Source organism: Nocardioides bruguierae, assembly GCF_023656415.1.
In the GTDB taxonomy this organism is placed as follows: domain Bacteria; phylum Actinomycetota; class Actinomycetes; order Propionibacteriales; family Nocardioidaceae; genus Nocardioides; species Nocardioides bruguierae.
This window is the reverse complement of record NZ_JAMOIL010000028.1, coordinates 24732-39428: the sequence shown is the minus strand read 5'-3', so window position 1 is coordinate 39428 and position 14697 is coordinate 24732. Positions and strand designations below refer to the sequence as shown.

At 71.8% G+C, this 14697-nt stretch carries 12 protein-coding genes; 1 reads left to right on the top strand and 11 read right to left on the bottom strand.

Annotated elements, in window-relative coordinates:
* Positions 1-122: 122 nt before the first annotated feature.
* From aspS to M8330_RS17535, 3 genes are all read right to left on the bottom strand, one after another.
* Positions 123-1907, bottom strand: a complete 1785-nt coding sequence (gene aspS / locus M8330_RS17545; RefSeq protein WP_250828385.1) for an aspartate--tRNA ligase — start codon at positions 1905-1907, stop codon at positions 123-125.
* A gap of 85 nt (positions 1908-1992) precedes the next feature.
* Positions 1993-3330: a histidine--tRNA ligase gene (hisS, locus tag M8330_RS17540; protein WP_250828384.1), complete on the bottom strand. Its 1338-nt coding sequence runs from the start codon at positions 3328-3330 to the stop codon at positions 1993-1995.
* Positions 3327-4007 (bottom strand): MBL fold metallo-hydrolase, encoded by a 681-nt coding sequence (locus tag M8330_RS17535; RefSeq protein WP_250828383.1) that lies wholly within the window; start codon positions 4005-4007, stop codon positions 3327-3329. Before M8330_RS17535 ends, hisS begins: the two co-directional genes overlap by 4 nt.
* A 143-nt stretch (positions 4008-4150) precedes the next feature.
* Here M8330_RS17535 and M8330_RS17530 point away from each other — a divergent pair, with 143 nt between their 5' ends.
* Positions 4151-5377, top strand: coding sequence for a DUF349 domain-containing protein (locus tag M8330_RS17530; RefSeq protein ID WP_250828382.1), 1227 nt, complete (start codon positions 4151-4153; stop codon positions 5375-5377).
* A gap of 335 nt (positions 5378-5712) precedes the next feature.
* Here M8330_RS17530 and M8330_RS17525 read toward each other — a convergent pair whose 3' ends face one another.
* The 8 genes from M8330_RS17525 to ruvC form a co-directional block, all read right to left on the bottom strand.
* Positions 5713-7938, bottom strand: a complete 2226-nt coding sequence (locus M8330_RS17525; protein ID WP_250828401.1) for a RelA/SpoT family protein — start codon at positions 7936-7938, stop codon at positions 5713-5715.
* A gap of 276 nt (positions 7939-8214) precedes the next feature.
* Positions 8215-8757 (bottom strand): adenine phosphoribosyltransferase, encoded by a 543-nt coding sequence (locus M8330_RS17520; protein WP_250057134.1) that lies wholly within the window; start codon positions 8755-8757, stop codon positions 8215-8217.
* 35 nt (positions 8758-8792) lie between these two features.
* Entirely contained in the window at positions 8793-10034 is a 1242-nt protein-coding gene (gene secF / locus M8330_RS17515) for a protein translocase subunit SecF (protein ID WP_250828381.1), read from the bottom strand.
* Positions 10034-11881, bottom strand: coding sequence for a protein translocase subunit SecD (gene secD / locus M8330_RS17510; protein ID WP_250828380.1), 1848 nt, complete (start codon positions 11879-11881; stop codon positions 10034-10036). The genes secF and secD overlap by 1 nt, the downstream gene beginning before the upstream one ends.
* 7 nt (positions 11882-11888) lie before the next feature.
* The gene (gene yajC / locus M8330_RS17505) at positions 11889-12254 is read right to left on the bottom strand and encodes a preprotein translocase subunit YajC (RefSeq protein ID WP_250057110.1); all 366 of its coding nucleotides are present in this window, start codon (positions 12252-12254) and stop codon (positions 11889-11891) included.
* Between the two features lie 148 nt (positions 12255-12402).
* Positions 12403-13467, bottom strand: a complete 1065-nt coding sequence (ruvB, locus tag M8330_RS17500; RefSeq protein WP_372490255.1) for a Holliday junction branch migration DNA helicase RuvB — start codon at positions 13465-13467, stop codon at positions 12403-12405.
* A gap of 13 nt (positions 13468-13480) precedes the next feature.
* Positions 13481-14092, bottom strand: coding sequence for a Holliday junction branch migration protein RuvA (gene ruvA / locus M8330_RS17495; protein ID WP_250828379.1), 612 nt, complete (start codon positions 14090-14092; stop codon positions 13481-13483).
* Positions 14089-14685: a crossover junction endodeoxyribonuclease RuvC gene (ruvC, locus tag M8330_RS17490; protein WP_250057106.1), complete on the bottom strand. Its 597-nt coding sequence runs from the start codon at positions 14683-14685 to the stop codon at positions 14089-14091. Before ruvC ends, ruvA begins: the two co-directional genes overlap by 4 nt.
* Between the last annotated feature and the right edge of the window lie 12 nt (positions 14686-14697).

The window sequence follows — 14697 nt, the reverse complement described above, 5'->3', positions numbered from 1 at the left end:
GCTCTGGCGTGCCGCAGTGACTCTAGGTGACCCCGCCGGTCGGCGGGGTCACTCACGAGTAACGATCTGGTCTCAGCGGCCCGTTCGTCTCAGGTCGATTTTCCCTGCAATGGTGCGGCGGGTCAGGCCTCCGGTGCAAGATCCTCCGCCGGAACGGCGTCCACACCGGCCTCCTTGCGCTGCTCCTCGGTGATGGGAGCGGGCGCCGCGGTGAGCGGGTCGTAGCCACCGCCGGACTTCGGGAACGCGATGACCTCCCGGATCGAGTCCGTGCCGGCCAGCAGGGCCGTGATGCGGTCCCAGCCGAAGGCGATGCCGCCGTGCGGGGGCGCGCCGTACTTGAACGCCTCGAGCAGGAAGCCGAACTTCTCGTCGGCGGTGGCCTCGTCCAGGCCCATCACGGAGAACACACGCTTCTGCACGTCGTCGCGGTGGATACGGATGGAGCCGCCGCCGATCTCGTTGCCGTTGCAGACGATGTCGTAGGCCCACGCGAGGGCGTTGCCCGGGTCGGCGTCGAAGGACTCCAGGTCCTTGGGCGAGGTGAAGGCGTGGTGGACGGCCGTCCAGGCGCCCGCGCCGACGGCCACGTCACCGCTGGCCACGGCGTCGGAGGCGGGCTCGAACAGGGGTGCGTCGACGACCCAGGTGAACGCCCAGGCGGACTCGTCGATCAGGCCGCAGCGGCGGCCGATCTCCAGGCGCGCCGCGCCCAGGAGGGCGCGGGAGGTCTTGACCGGGCCTGCGGCGAAGAAGATGCAGTCGCCCGGCTGTGCACCGACGTGCGCGGCCAGGCCGGCCTTCTCCTCGTCCGTGATGTTCTTGGCCACGGGGCCGCCGAGGGTGCCGTCCTCGCCGACGAGCACGTAGGCCAGGCCCTTGGCGCCGCGCTGCTTGGCCCAGTCCTGCCAGGCGTCCAGCTGCTTGCGCGGCTGTGAGGCGCCGCCTGGCATCACCACGGCGCCCACGTAGGGGGCCTGGAAGACCCGGAACGGGGTCTCGGAGAAGTACTCGGTGCACTCGACCAGCTCCTGACCCATCCGCAGGTCGGGCTTGTCGGAGCCGAAGCGGGCCATGGCCTCGGCGTAGGTGATCCGCGGGATCGGCGTGACGAGGTCGTGACCGATCAGTGACCACAGGCTCTTCAGGATGGCCTCGGCGAGCTCGATGACGTCGTCCTGCTCGACGAAGCTCATCTCGATGTCGAGCTGGGTGAACTCCGGCTGGCGGTCGGCGCGGAAGTCCTCGTCGCGGTAGCAGCGGGCGATCTGGAAGTACCGCTCCATGCCCGCCACCATCAGCAGCTGCTTGAACAGCTGCGGGCTCTGGGGCAGGGCGTACCAGGACCCGGGGCGCAGGCGCGCCGGCACCAGGAAGTCGCGGGCGCCCTCGGGGGTGGAGCGGGTCAGCGTCGGGGTCTCGACCTCCACGAAGTCCCGCTCGAGCAGGACGTCTCGGGCGGCCTTGTTCACCTTCGAGCGCAGGCGCAGCGCGCCGCCGGGGCCCGAGCGACGCAGGTCGAGGTAGCGGTGCCGCAGGCGCGACTCCTCCCCCACCTCGCCCGCGGAGTGTCCGCCCTCGTCGATCTGGAACGGCAGCGGCGCCGCCGCCGAGAGCACCTCGAGGTCGCTGACGATGACCTCGATGTCGCCGGTGGGCAGGTTGGCGTTGGCGTTGCCCTCGGGACGCAGCGAGACCTCGCCGGTCACCTTGATGCAGTACTCGCTGCGCAGGGCGTGCGCGACGTCCTCGTCGCGGACGACGACCTGGACGACGCCGGTCGACTCGCGCAGGTCGAGGAAGGCGACCCCGCCGTGATCGCGCCGACGTGCCACCCACCCGGCGAGGGTGACGGTCTGGCCGACGTGCTCGGCGCGGAGGGCGCCGGCGTCATGGGTGCGGATCACTGCTTGGTCTCCTTGGTGGTTGCTGCTGGTTGCTGCTGGTTGCACTGCGGTCTCCCCTGCTCGGGGAGGTGAACGGGGTGGGCGCTCAGGCGCCCGGAACGACCTGCGGACGCAGGTCCTCGGGCGATGGTGTCCAGACCGAGGGGTCCGCGTCCACCTGGTTGCCGTCGCGGATGTCCTTGACCTGGTGGCCGCCGTCGGCCTGGGGGAACCAGACGAAGGGGATGCCTCGCCGCTCCGCCACGCGGATCTGCTTGCCGAACTTCGCGGCGGTGGGCGCGACCTCGCACGGGATCGAGCGGGCGCGCAGGGCGGCGGCCACCGCCTCGGAGGCCGGGCGCGAGTCCTCGTCGGCCAGGGCCACGAGGACGGCGGAGGGCACGCTGCGCGAGGCCGTGAGGCCCGTGCGCGCGAGCAGCGGGACGAGGACCCGGCTGACGCCGAGGGAGATCCCGACGCCCGGGTAGGTGATCTTGCCGTCGGAGGCCAGCGCGTCGTAGCGGCCGCCGGAGCAGATCGAGCCCATTGACTCGTAGCCGTCCAGCCGGGTCTCGAAGACGGTGCCGGTGTAGTAGTCGAGGCCGCGGGCGATGGAGAGGTCGGCCTCCACGCGCACCCGGTCGCTGGTCAGGTCGGCGACACCGCGCACGAGGGCGGCGAGCTCGTCCAGCCCCTCGTCCAGGAGGGGGTGCGAGACGCGCAGCCCACGGACCTGCGCGACGAACGAGTCGTCGCCGGTGCGGATCGTGGCCAGGGAGAGGACGCGGTCGGCCTGCTCGGACGTCGCGCCCGCCTCGTCCACCAGCATCTGGTGCACCTTCTCGACGGGCAGCTTGTCGAGCTTGTCGACGATCCGCATGACCTCGTCGAGGTCCTCGAGGCCCAGGCCCGCGTAGAAGCCCTGGATGAGCTTGCGGTTGTTGACCTGGAGCCGGAACGCGGGCAGGAAGGAGAGCCGGGTGAGCGCGTCGACCATGACGCGGGTGACCTCGACGTCGTGGTGGAACGGCAGGACGTCGCGGCCGACGATGTCGATGTCGGCCTGCGCGAACTCGCGGAAGCGGCCCTCCTGGGGCCGCTCGCCGCGCCAGGCCTTCTGGATCTGGTAGCGGCGGAACGGGAACTCCAGCTTGCCCGCGTTCTCCAGGACGTAGCGCGCGAACGGGACGGTGAGGTCGAAGTGCAGGCCCATGCCCGCGTGGCCCTCCTCGGACGTCTCGTGCAGGCGGCGCAGCAGGTAGACCTCCTTCGAGGTGTCGCCCTTGCGCAGGAGCTGGTCGAGGGGCTCGACGGCGCGGGTCTCGATGCCGGCGAAGCCGTACAGCTCGAAGGTGGAGCGCAGCGTGTCGATCACCTGCTGCTCGACCGCGCGCTGGGCGGGGAGCAGTTCGGGGAAGCCGCTGAGCGGGGTGGGCTTGCTCATGGGGTGGTGAGGTCCTTCAGGTACGGGTTGGTGACGCGCTCGGCGCCGATGGAGGTCTGCTCGCCGTGGCCGGGCAGGACGACGACGTCGTCGGCCAGGGGCAGCACCTTGTCGCGCAGGCTGCGCAGGATCGTCGGGTGGTCGCCCCCGGGCAGGTCGGTGCGGCCGATCGAGCCCTTGAAGAGCAGGTCGCCGGAGAACATCACCTCGGAGACGTCCTCGTGCGGGTAGGGCGTGCGGAAGGTGACCGAGCCCTGCGTGTGACCGGGGGTGTGGTCGACGGCGAACGTGACCCCGGCCAGCTCCAGGCTCTGGGCGTCGGCGAGCTCGCGGACGTCGTCGGGCTCGGCGAAGGTGAGGTCCTGGCCGAGCAGCATCCGGGCGGTCTCGGGCGACATGCCGCTCATCGGGTCGGTGAGGAGATGTCGGTCGCGCGGGTGGATCCACGCGGTGGCGTCGTGGGTCCCCGCGACGGGGGCGACGCTCCACATGTGGTCGACGTGGCCGTGGGTCACCAGCACCGCCACGGGCTTGAGCCGGTGCTCGGCCACCACCTGGGCGACGCCGGGGGCGGCGTCCTGGCCGGGGTCGATGACGACGCACTCGGAGCCGGGGCCGGTGGCCACGACGTAGCAGTTGGTGCCCCACGCTCCTGCGGGGAAGCCGGCGATCAGCACCCACCCACCCTAACGACGACACGCCCCGTCCCCCGCCTCGCCCTCGTCCTGCTCGCCCGACCAGCCATTTCCACTAGCATGGGCGCGCCAGTGTGACCTGCCCGTGCGAGCGGGCGGGCGAACCGCGATCAGGAAGCCGAGCCGTGACGAGCCACCAGTGGGGCCGGGTCGACGACGACGGGAACGTCTACGTCAGGACCGGCGAGGGCGAACGCCCCGTCGGACAGTACTCCGAGGGGTCTGCGGAGGAGGCCCTCCGCTTCTTCACCGAGCGCTACGACGCGCTCGCGTTCGAGGTCGACCTCCTCGAGAAGCGGATCGGTTCCGGGGTGATGAGCCCCGAGGAGGCCGGCGAGTCCGTCTCGACGGTGCGCGCGCAGGTCACCGACGCCAACGCGGTGGGCGACCTCGCCTCCCTCGAGGCACGCCTGGACGCCCTGGCCCCCGTGATCGAGGAGCAGCGGGAGAAGCGCAAGGCCGAGCGGGCCCAGCGCAGCGCCGAGTCCCGCGCCGCGAAGGAGAAGGTGGTGGCCGAGGCCGAGACCATCTCCACCGGCAGCGACTGGCGCAACGGCGCGAACCGCCTGCGCGAGCTGCTCGAGGAGTGGAAGGCGATCCCGCGGATCGACCGCCCCTCCGACGACGCGCTGTGGCGCCGCTTCTCGACCGCCCGCACCACCTACACCCGCCGCCGCAAGGCCCACTTCGCCGAGCTCAACGAGCGGCGCGAGGGCGCACGTGTGGTGAAGGAGCGCCTGGCCACCGAGGCCGAGGCCCTGGCCGGCTCGACCGAGTGGGGCCCCACCGCCGGCAAGTATCGCGACCTGATGCGCGACTGGAAGGCCGCCGGACCGGCCCCCAAGGACGTCGACGACGCCCTGTGGAAGCGCTTCCGGGGCGCGCAGGACCAGTTCTTCGGCGCCCGCGACGCGGCCAACGCCGCCATGGACGCCGAGTTCGCCGCCAACGCCGAGGTCAAGGAGCAGATCCTGGTCGAGGCCGAGGCCCTGCTGCCCGTCGAGGACCTGGAGGCCGCCAAGCGCGCCTTCCGTGACCTCGCGGACCGCTGGGACGAGGCCGGCAAGGTGCCGCGTGCCCGGATCAAGGAGCTCGAGGGCCGCATGCGGAAGGTCGAGAACGCCATCCGCGACGTCGAGCAGGACCAGTGGAACCGGACCGACCCGGAGAAGTCCGCCCGCGCGGACGACATGATCACCAAGCTGCAGGAGGCCATCGACCAGGTCGAGGCCGACCTGGAGAAGGCCCGTGCCGCCGGCAACCCCAAGAAGGTCGCCGACCTCGAGGAGAACCTGGCCTCGCGCCAGCAGTTCCTCGAGATGGCCAAGCGCGCCGCCGCCGACTTCTCCTGAGGTCCCGAGGTCGTCCCTCCGAGGAACGAGGAGGGACGACACCGAGGGAGGTCGAGCGAGCGCACGGCCGAGCCTGCGAGGCCGTGACCGCGGGTCGAGACCCGGTCCGACCTGCGACACGGCCGTCCCTCCGAGCAACGAGGAGGGACGACACCGAGGGAGGTCGAGCGAGCGCACGGCCGAGCCTACGAGGCCGTGACCGCGGGTCGAGAGCCGGTCTGCGTGACGGCGCGGTGTCCGATGACGCGACATGGCCATCAGCGCACGAAGGCCCGCTCCCCCAGCACTCGCCCTGGGGAGCGGGCCTTCGCCGCGTCCGGCGACGCGGGCTGCTGCTACTGCGTGACGCGGTAGGCGTCGAAGACGCCGTTGACGTGCCGGACGGCGCGCAGCACGTTGTCGAGGTGCTTGGTCTCGGCCATCTCGAAGGTGAACCGGGACTTGGCGATCCGGTCGCGCGTGGTCGAGAGGTTGGCGGAGAGGATGTTCACGTGCGCGTCCGAGAGCGCCATGGTGATGTCGCTGAGCAGGCGCGCACGGTCCAGTGCCTCCACCTGGATGTTGACCAGGAACATCGAGGACTCGTTCGGGGCCCACTCGACCTCGAGGATCTTCTCGGGGCTGCGCTCGAGCTCGGTGGCGTTGGTGCAGTCCTTGCGGTGCACCGAGACTCCCCCGCCCTTGGTGACGAACCCGAGGATCGGGTCCGGCGGCACCGGGGTGCAGCACTTGGCGAGCTTGACCCACAGGTCGCTGGCGCCCTTGACGATGACGCCGGCGTCGCCGCCGGTCGCGCTGCGCCGGCTGCGGCCGGTGATGGTGACGGCCTCGGCGAGGTCCTCCTGAGCGCCTTCGGCCCCGCCGTGGATCTCCAGGACGTACTTGACCACGGCCTGCGCCGAGAGCTGGTTCTCGCCGACGGCGGCGTAGAGCGCGGAGATGTCGGCGAGCTTGAAGTGCTCGGCGCACAGGGTGAGCGACTCGTGGCTCATGACGCGCTTGAGGGGCAGCCCCTCCTTGCGCATGAGCTTGGCGATCTGCTCCTTGCCGTCCTCGATCGCCTCCTCGCGCCGCTCCTTGGTGAACCACTGACGGATCTTCGAGCGGGCGCGGTTGGACTTGGCGAAGCCGAGCCAGTCGCGCGAGGGGCCGGCGGTCGGCGACTTGGAGGTGAAGACCTCCACCACGTCACCGTTGTCGAGGGTCGACTCCAGCGGCACGAGGCGCCCGTTGACGCGCGCGCCGATGGTGTGGTGACCGACCTCCGTGTGCACCGCGTAGGCGAAGTCGACCGGCGTGGAGCCCGACGGCAGCGCGATGACGTCTCCGCGCGGGGTGAAGACGTAGGTCTCCGCCTGGTTCATCTCGAACCGCAGGGACTCCAGGAACTCCCCCGGGTCCTCGACCTCGCTCTGCCAGTCCAGCAGCTGCCGGACCCAGGTCATGTCGTCGAGGTCGCCGCGCTGGTCGGTGTCGACGCCGGTGCGGTTGTCCTCCTTGTACTTCCAGTGCGCCGCGACGCCGTACTCGGCGCGACGGTGCATCGCGAAGGTGCGGATCTGCAGCTCGACCGGCTTCCCCTGCGGGCCGATGACCGTCGTGTGCAGCGACTGGTACATGTTGAACTTCGGCATCGCGACGTAGTCCTTGAACCGGCCGAGGACCGGGTTCCAGCGCGAGTGCAGCACGCCGAGGACGGCGTAGCAGTCCCGGTCCTCCTCGACGAGGACGCGGATGCCGACGAGGTCGTAGATGTCGGAGAACTCCCGACCGCCCACGATCATCTTCTGGTAGATCGAGTAGTAGTGCTTCGGTCGCCCGGTCACCTTGGCCTTGATCTTGGCCTCGCGCAGATCGTTCTCGACCTGGGTGATGACCTCGGCCATGAACTGGTCGCGCGAGGGCGCCCGCTCGGCCACCAGCCGCACGATCTCGTCGTAGACCTTGGGGTGCAGGGTCGCGAACGCGAGGTCCTCCAGCTCCCACTTGATCGTGTTCATGCCCAGGCGGTGGGCCAGCGGGGCGTAGATGTCGAGCGTCTCGCGCGCCGTGCGCTCCTGGCTCTTGGCCGGGACGAAGCGCAGGGTCCGCATGTTGTGCAGACGGTCGGCCAGCTTGATGACCAGCACGCGGATGTCGCGGGCCATCGCCACGATCATCTTGCGGATGGTCTCGGCCTGGGCCGAGTCGCCGTAGACGACCTTGTCGAGCTTGGTGACGCCGTCGACCAGCCGGGCGACCTCGGTGCCGAAGTCGGCGGTGAGCTCCTCCAGTGTGTACGGGGTGTCTTCGACCGTGTCGTGGAGCAGCGCCGCGGCCAGCGTGGGCTCGGTCATGCCGATGCCGGCGAGGATCGTCGTCACCGCCAGCGGGTGCGTGATGTAGGGGTCGCCGCTCTTGCGCATCTGCGTGCCGTGCAGGCGCTCGGCGGTGGTGTAGGCGCGCTCCAGCAGGGCCAGGTCGGCCTTGGGGTGGTGGGCGCGCACGGCACGGAACAGCGGCTCCAGCACCGGGTTGAACCCGGGGTTCCGGGTGCCCATCCGGGCGAGCCTGGCCCGCATGCTGCGTGCGGACGGGGCGGGCTCGGGGCTCCGACCGGCGGCTGCGCCCCGGTCCGGCCGGCGCGGCGGCCCGGCGGGTGTCGGCTGCGGCGCGGCAGCACGCGGCGGCGTCGGCCCCTCGTCGGGCGTGGACGCCGGGGACGGCTGGTGGACCCGCTCCTCGGACATTGCCACAGTCTAGGCGCAGGGCCGTGGAAGGGAACCGCCAGGTGGGGCCTGGTGCGGCGTGGTCCCTGAGGCGGGTCGGGCTGGTCCGTGCTGGTGCGGCGAGACGCGTCAGCCGACGGAGACCAGGCTGGTGACCGGCACCTCGCCCACGTTCTCGCGCCAGGGCAGGAAGGCCAGGTCCATGAGGACGGCGATGCCCACGACCTCACCGCCGCAGGCGGCCACGAGGTCGGCGGTGGCCCGGGCGGTGCCACCCGTGGCAAGGACGTCGTCGACGAGCAGCACCCGCTCGCCGGGGGCGACGGCGTCGCGGTGCACCTCGAGGGTGGCCGAGCCGTACTCGAGGTCGTAGGAGACGGCGTGGGTCTCCCCCGGCAGCTTGCCGGCCTTGCGGACGGGCACGAACCCGGCTCCGAGGCTGAGCGCCACCGGGGTGCCGAGCAGGAAGCCGCGCGCCTCCATGCCGAGCACCTTGTCGACGCAGGGTCCGCCGCCGGCGTCCCGGCCCGCGGTGGCCAGGCCCGCGACGACGGTCGCGAGCCCGGCGGGGTCCGCCAGCAGGGGCGTGATGTCCTTGAACACCACGCCCGGCTCCGGGAAGTCCGGCACGTCCCGCACGAGCCGCCCGAGGGCGGCCCGTGCGTCGGCCAGCAGCGTCCCGGCGTCGCCGACGGGCCCCGCCGCGGTCACTTCTGCGGCTTCCCGCGCTGGGAGCGCGGCTTGCGGGTCGGCTGGGTGCGGCCCGCAGAGGTGCCGGAGTCCATCGGCCCGTGGGCGGCGGGGGCGGTGCGCCCGCGGCCCATCGCGTCGGTCGAGGCGCGGCCCATGCCCGAGCGCGCCGGCTCGGCGTCCTCGTCCTCCGGGTCCGTGCCGTCGTCCTCGCCCGGCTCCTCGCCCACCGGCATGTTCTCCCGGAAGGTCGGTACCGCGGCGTAGCGGTCCGCGTTGCGGTGGTGCGCCCGCGCCCGCTTCTCGGCGATCTTCACCTCGTCCTCGCCGGCCTTCATCTGCACCAGCAGCGGCGTGGCGATGAAGATCGAGGAGAAGGTACCGGCCGCGGTACCCACGAAGAGCGCGAGCGCCAGGTCCTGCAGCGAGGAGGCGCCCAGCGTGAGGGCACCGACCCACAGGATCGAGGCGATCGGGAGCAGCGCGACCACCGAGGTGTTGATCGAGCGGACCAGCGTCTGGTTGACCGCCAGGTTGGCTGCCTCGGCGTAGGTCTGGTGGTTGCGCTTCATCGCCCGCGCGTTCTCCTTGACCTTGTCGAAGACCACGACGGTGTCGTAGAGCGAGAAGGCGAGGATGGTGAGCACACCGGTGACGGTGGCGGGGGTGACGGTGAAGCCCGAGAGCGCGTAGACGCCGATGGTGATGACCACGTCGTGCGCCAGCGCGACGAGCGCCGCGATGGACATCTTCAGCTCGCGGAAGTACGCCCAGATGAACAGGACGACCAGCACGAGGAAGATGACGAGGCCGATGAGGGCGCGCTCGGCGACCTGGGCGCCCCAGCTGGCGCCGATGTCGGACTGGGTCAGGGCGTTCTGCCCGAGACCCGTCTCGTCCAGGATCGCCTGGGCGACGACCGCCGAGTCGTCCGCGTTCATCGGCTCGGTCTGCACCAGGACGCCGTCCGCGCCCGCCGTGGTGACGACCGGCGCAGCGGCTGCCTCGACGCCGGTGTCGACGACGGCCTGACGGACGCCGTCGACGTCGTCCTGCGTCGCGCCGTCGGCGATCTGGACGCGGAAGCTGGTGCCGCCGGTGAACTCGATGCCGAGGTCGAGGCCCCGCACCGAGAGCCCGACGATGCTGACGAGGACCAGGACGGCGGAGATGCCGTACCAGACCCACTTGCGACCGATGAAGTCGATCGAGCGGCGACCTGCGTAGAGGTCGTTGCCGAGTCGTGCGAAAGCGCCCATCAGGCCTTACCTCCAGCCGGGGCCTGCGTCAGCCCGATCGCCTCGGCGTCCAGGCCGGACAGCCGGTGGCCCTTGTTGAAGAAACGGAACCGCGCGAGCCAGGAGACCATCGGCTTGGTGAACCAGAAGAACACCATGAGGTCGACCAGCGTCGTCAGGCCCAGCGCGAACGCGAAGCCCTTCACGACGCCCGCGGCGAAGATGTAGAGCACGACCGCTGCCAGCAGCGAGACGGTGTCGGCGGCCAGACAGGTCATCCGGGCCCGCTTCCAGCCGGACTCGACCGCCACGCGCATGGACTTGCCCTCGCGCATCTCGTCGCGCACGCGCTCGAAGAGCACGATGAAGGAGTCCGCGGTGATGCCGATGGCGATGATCATGCCCGCGACGCCCGGCAGGGTCATCGTGAACCCGGCGGTGGCCGAGAGCAGCAGGATCAGCGCGTAGGTCAGGGCCGCCGCGACCGCCAGCGAGGCGATGACGACGAGGCCGAGACCGCGGTAGTACAGGAGGCAGTACAGCATCACGATGCCGAGGCCGATGCCGCCGGCGATCAGGCCCGCGGTGAGCTGGTCGCCCGCGAGCGAGGGACCGATCGTCTCGACGAGCGGGTTGTCGTCGAAGGCGATCGGCAGCGAGCCGTAGCGCAGGCTGGTGGCCAGCGACTGCGCCGTCTCCTCGGTGAAGTCACCGGAGATCTGCGCCTGGCCGTTGAGGATGATCGCGTTCATGGTCGGCGCCGAGAGCACCTGGCCGTCCAGCACCATCGCGAACTGGCCGCCGTTGTTGTACAGGTTGCGCGAGATGCGACCGAAGGTCGAGGTGCCGTCGCTGTTGAACTGCAGCGTCACCACGTAGGAGAACGAGTCGGTCGGGATCTCGGCGGCGGCGTCGGAGAGGTCCGTGCCCTCGATCATCGACGGGGTCAGCAGGTAGGCGATGCCGTCCTCGTCGCAGGTGAGCAGCGGCGTGGCCGGGTCGTCGGACATGACCGAGACGGCGGTGCCGTCGGTGGGGCACTGGAACGTCTGGAAGGCGGTCACGCAGTCCGTGGTCGGGTCCTGCGCCCACTCCAGCGGCTTGGCCAGCGTGTCGTCCTTGGCCGAGGAGGCCAGGCACGCGTCGATGGCGTCCTGGTCGAACGTCGGCTCGGAGGTCTCCGTCGGCGTCGCGCTGGCGCTGGGGTCGGCGCTGGGGTCGGCGCTGGGGTCGGCGCTGGGGTCGGCGCTGGCGTCCGCGGAGGCACTGGCGTCCGCCGAGGCGGAGGCGGAGGCGGTCGCGTCGGCCGACGGGCTCGCGGACGAGGTGGAGGACTGGCGGAAGTAGGACAGGCCGGCGCGGTTGTTGCCGTTGTTCTTCTTCGTGCCGTTCTTCTTGTTGTTCGTGGTGCCGGTGCCGTCGGTGCTGGTGCCGTCGGTCGTGGTGCCGTCGGTGCTGGTGCCGTCGGTGCTGCCGCCGTCGATGACGGTGGCGTAGCAGTTGGCGTCCAGCGAGGAGCAGGCCACGACGCGGAAGCGGAGCTGGGCGGTGCGCTGGACGGTGTCCAGCAGGTCGCGCCGGTTCTCACCGGGGATCTCGACGACGATCTCGTTCGAGCCCTGGGTGGTCACCTCGGCCTCGGCGACGCCGGAGCCGTTCACGCGGTCGTCGATGATCTGCCGGGCCTCCTCCAGCGACTCCTCGGAGGGGTCGCCGGTGGCCCGGAGGGTGATGCTCGTGCCGCCCTGCAGGTCCAGACCCAGCGCGGGGGTCCAGCTGCCGGCGAGCCCGACCAGCCCGTAGATGATCGCGAGCAGCGCGAAGAACGCGATGAGCGCACGACCCGGACGTGCGGTCTTGGTTGCCATGTGGTGCTCAGTTCTCCTTGGTGCCGGGGGTGCCCGGCTCGCCGCCCGGCTCGTCGGCCGGGTCGGTCTCGCCGAGGGCGGCGTCATCGGTGTCGTCGAGGTCGTCCTCGACGGGCTCCTCGGGAGGCACGACCTGGCCGACGGCGCCTCGGACGACGGTGACGACGGTGCCGGGCGCGAGGGAGACCTCGAGCCGGCCCTCCTCCTCGTCGATCGAGACCACGGTGCCGAAGAAGCCGGAGGTCAGCATGACCTCGTCGCCCGGCTGGAGGGAGCGCTGCATGGCCGAGGCCTCCTTCGCCCGCCGCTGCTGCGGACGGATGAGGAAGAGGTAGAAGACGGCCAGGAGGAGGATCGGAAGGAGCAGTTCCACGAGGGGTATTTCTCTCCGGTGACGACGTGAGTGGGACGGTGGCGCTCGGGCACACCGGCAGCGTCGAGGGACGGGCCGGGTGCGGCGCCCGGCGAAGTCTAACCGTGGGGGTGAAGACGCCCGGCAATCCGGGGCGCCCGCAGTCGCCTCAGTCGAGGTCGAACAAGCCGTCGTCGGTGGGCGTCGGCGCGACGAGGCCCAGGTGCTCCCACGCGGCGGGCGTGGCGATGCGGCCGCGGGGCGTGCGCGCCAGGAAGCCGAGCCGCACCAGGAACGGCTCGGCCACCTCCTCGACGGTCTCCCGCTCCTCCCCCACGGCCACCGCCAGGGTGGAGACGCCGACCGGCCCGCCGCCGAAGCGGCGGCACAGCACGTCGATGACGCCGCGGTCGAGCCGGTCCAGCCCCAGCGCGTCCACCTCGTAGAGCTCCAGGGCGGCCTCGGCGACCTCGCGGGTGAGCACGCCCGAGGCGCGCACCTGGGCGTAGTCGCGGACGCGGCGCAGCAGCCGGTTCGCGATGCGCGGCGTGCCGCGGGAGCGCGAGGCGATCTCGGCAGCGCCCTCGTGCTCGAGCTCGGCCCCGAGCAGGCCGGCGGAGCGACGGACGATGAGGTCGAGGTCGGACGCTTCGTAGAACTCCAGCTGCGCGGTGAAGCCGAACCGGTCGCGCAGCGGCCCGGGCAGCAGGCCGGCCCGGGTGGTGGCACCGACCAGGGTGAACGGTGGGATCTCCAGCGGGATCGCCGTCGCGCCCGGCCCCTTGCCGATGACGACGTCGACCCGGAAGTCCTCCATCGCCATGTAGAGCATCTCCTCGGCGGGGCGGCTCATGCGGTGGATCTCGTCGATGAAGAGGACGTCGCCCTCGTTGAGGCCGGAGAGGATGGCCGCCAGGTCGCCGGCGTGGGTGATGGCCGGACCCGAGGTCAGGCGCAGGGCCGAGCCCATCTCGTGGGCGATGATCATCGCCAGCGTGGTCTTGCCGAGGCCAGGAGGCCCCGAGAGCAGGACGTGGTCGGGGGCGCGGCCGCGCATCCGGGCTGCCTCGAGCACCAGGCCGAGCTGCTCGCGGACCCGCTGCTGACCGACCACCTCGTCGAGCGTGCGCGGGCGCAGCGCCGCCTCGACGGCGCGCTCGTCCCCGTCGGCGTCCGCCGTGGTCAGCGACTCGAGCCGCTCGCCCTCCAGCGCGTCCAGGTCGTCCTCGTGCACGACTCCGAGCCTCTCAGGCCTTCGAGAGCGTGCGCAGGGCGGCCCGCAGCAGCGTGGCGACGTCCGGGCTGTCGCCGGCCTGGTCGGCCACCGCGTCCACCGCCTTGTCGGCGTCCTTGAGGTTCCAGCCGAGCCCCTGGAGGCCCTGGCGCACCTGCTCGCGCCACGGCTCCCCCGCCGACGGCACGGCGGCCGCGGCCCGGGTGGCCAGCGGGGCACCGATCTTGTCCTTGAGCTCCAGGATGATCCGCTGCGCGCCCTTGGGACCGATCCCGGGGACCCGGGTCAGCGTCTTGACGTCACCGGCGGAGATCGCGTGGCGCAGGTCGTCGGGCGCGAGGACCGCGACCATCGCCTGCGCGACCTTGGGTCCGACGCCGGAGGCCGTCTGGAGCAGCTCGAAGCAGGCCTTCTCGTCCTCGTCCGCGAACCCGAAGAGGGTCAGGGAGTCCTCACGGACCACGAGGGACGCCGCCAGGGTGGCGCGCTGGTCGGTGCCCACCTTCGGGGAGACGCTCGCGAGCGTCGCGGGGGTGCACTGGAACTCCAGGCCCACCCCGCCCACCTCGACGACGGCGCTGGACAGCGTGACGGCGGCGACGCGGCCGCTCACGAAGGCGATCAACGGGTCCTCCCGGGGAGTCGTGACTGGATGGCGCCGGCCGGCAGCGACCCGCCGCTGCGCCCGACCGGGGCGCGGCGGGCCAGCGCGTCGCGCGCCGCGGCCTGCTCGAGGCGGGTGCCGGCAGAGCCGCGCCAGACGTGGGTGATGGCCAGCGCGAGCGCGTCGGCGGCGTCGGCCGGCTTGGGCATGGCGTCGAGGCGGAGGATGCGGGTGACCATCGCGCCGACCTGCTTCTTGTCCGCGCGACCGGAGCCGGTGACGGCGGCCTTCACCTCGGACGGGGTGTGCAGTGCGACCGGCAGCCCGCGCCGCGCGGCCACCACCATCGCGATCCCGCTGGCCTGGGCGGTGCCCATGACCGTGGAGACGTCGGAGCGCGCGAAGACCCGCTCGATCGCCACGGCGTCCGGGCGGTGCTCCTCGATCCAGGCCTCGACGCCCTTCTCGATGGTCACCAGCCGCTGGGGCACGTCGAGGTCGGCGGAGGTGCGGACCACGCCGACGTCGACGAGGCTGAGCGGACGCCCGACCGTGCCGTCGACGACGCCCAGACCGCAGCGGGTCAGGCCGGGGTCGATGCCGAGCACGCGCACGTGCGAGCCGCC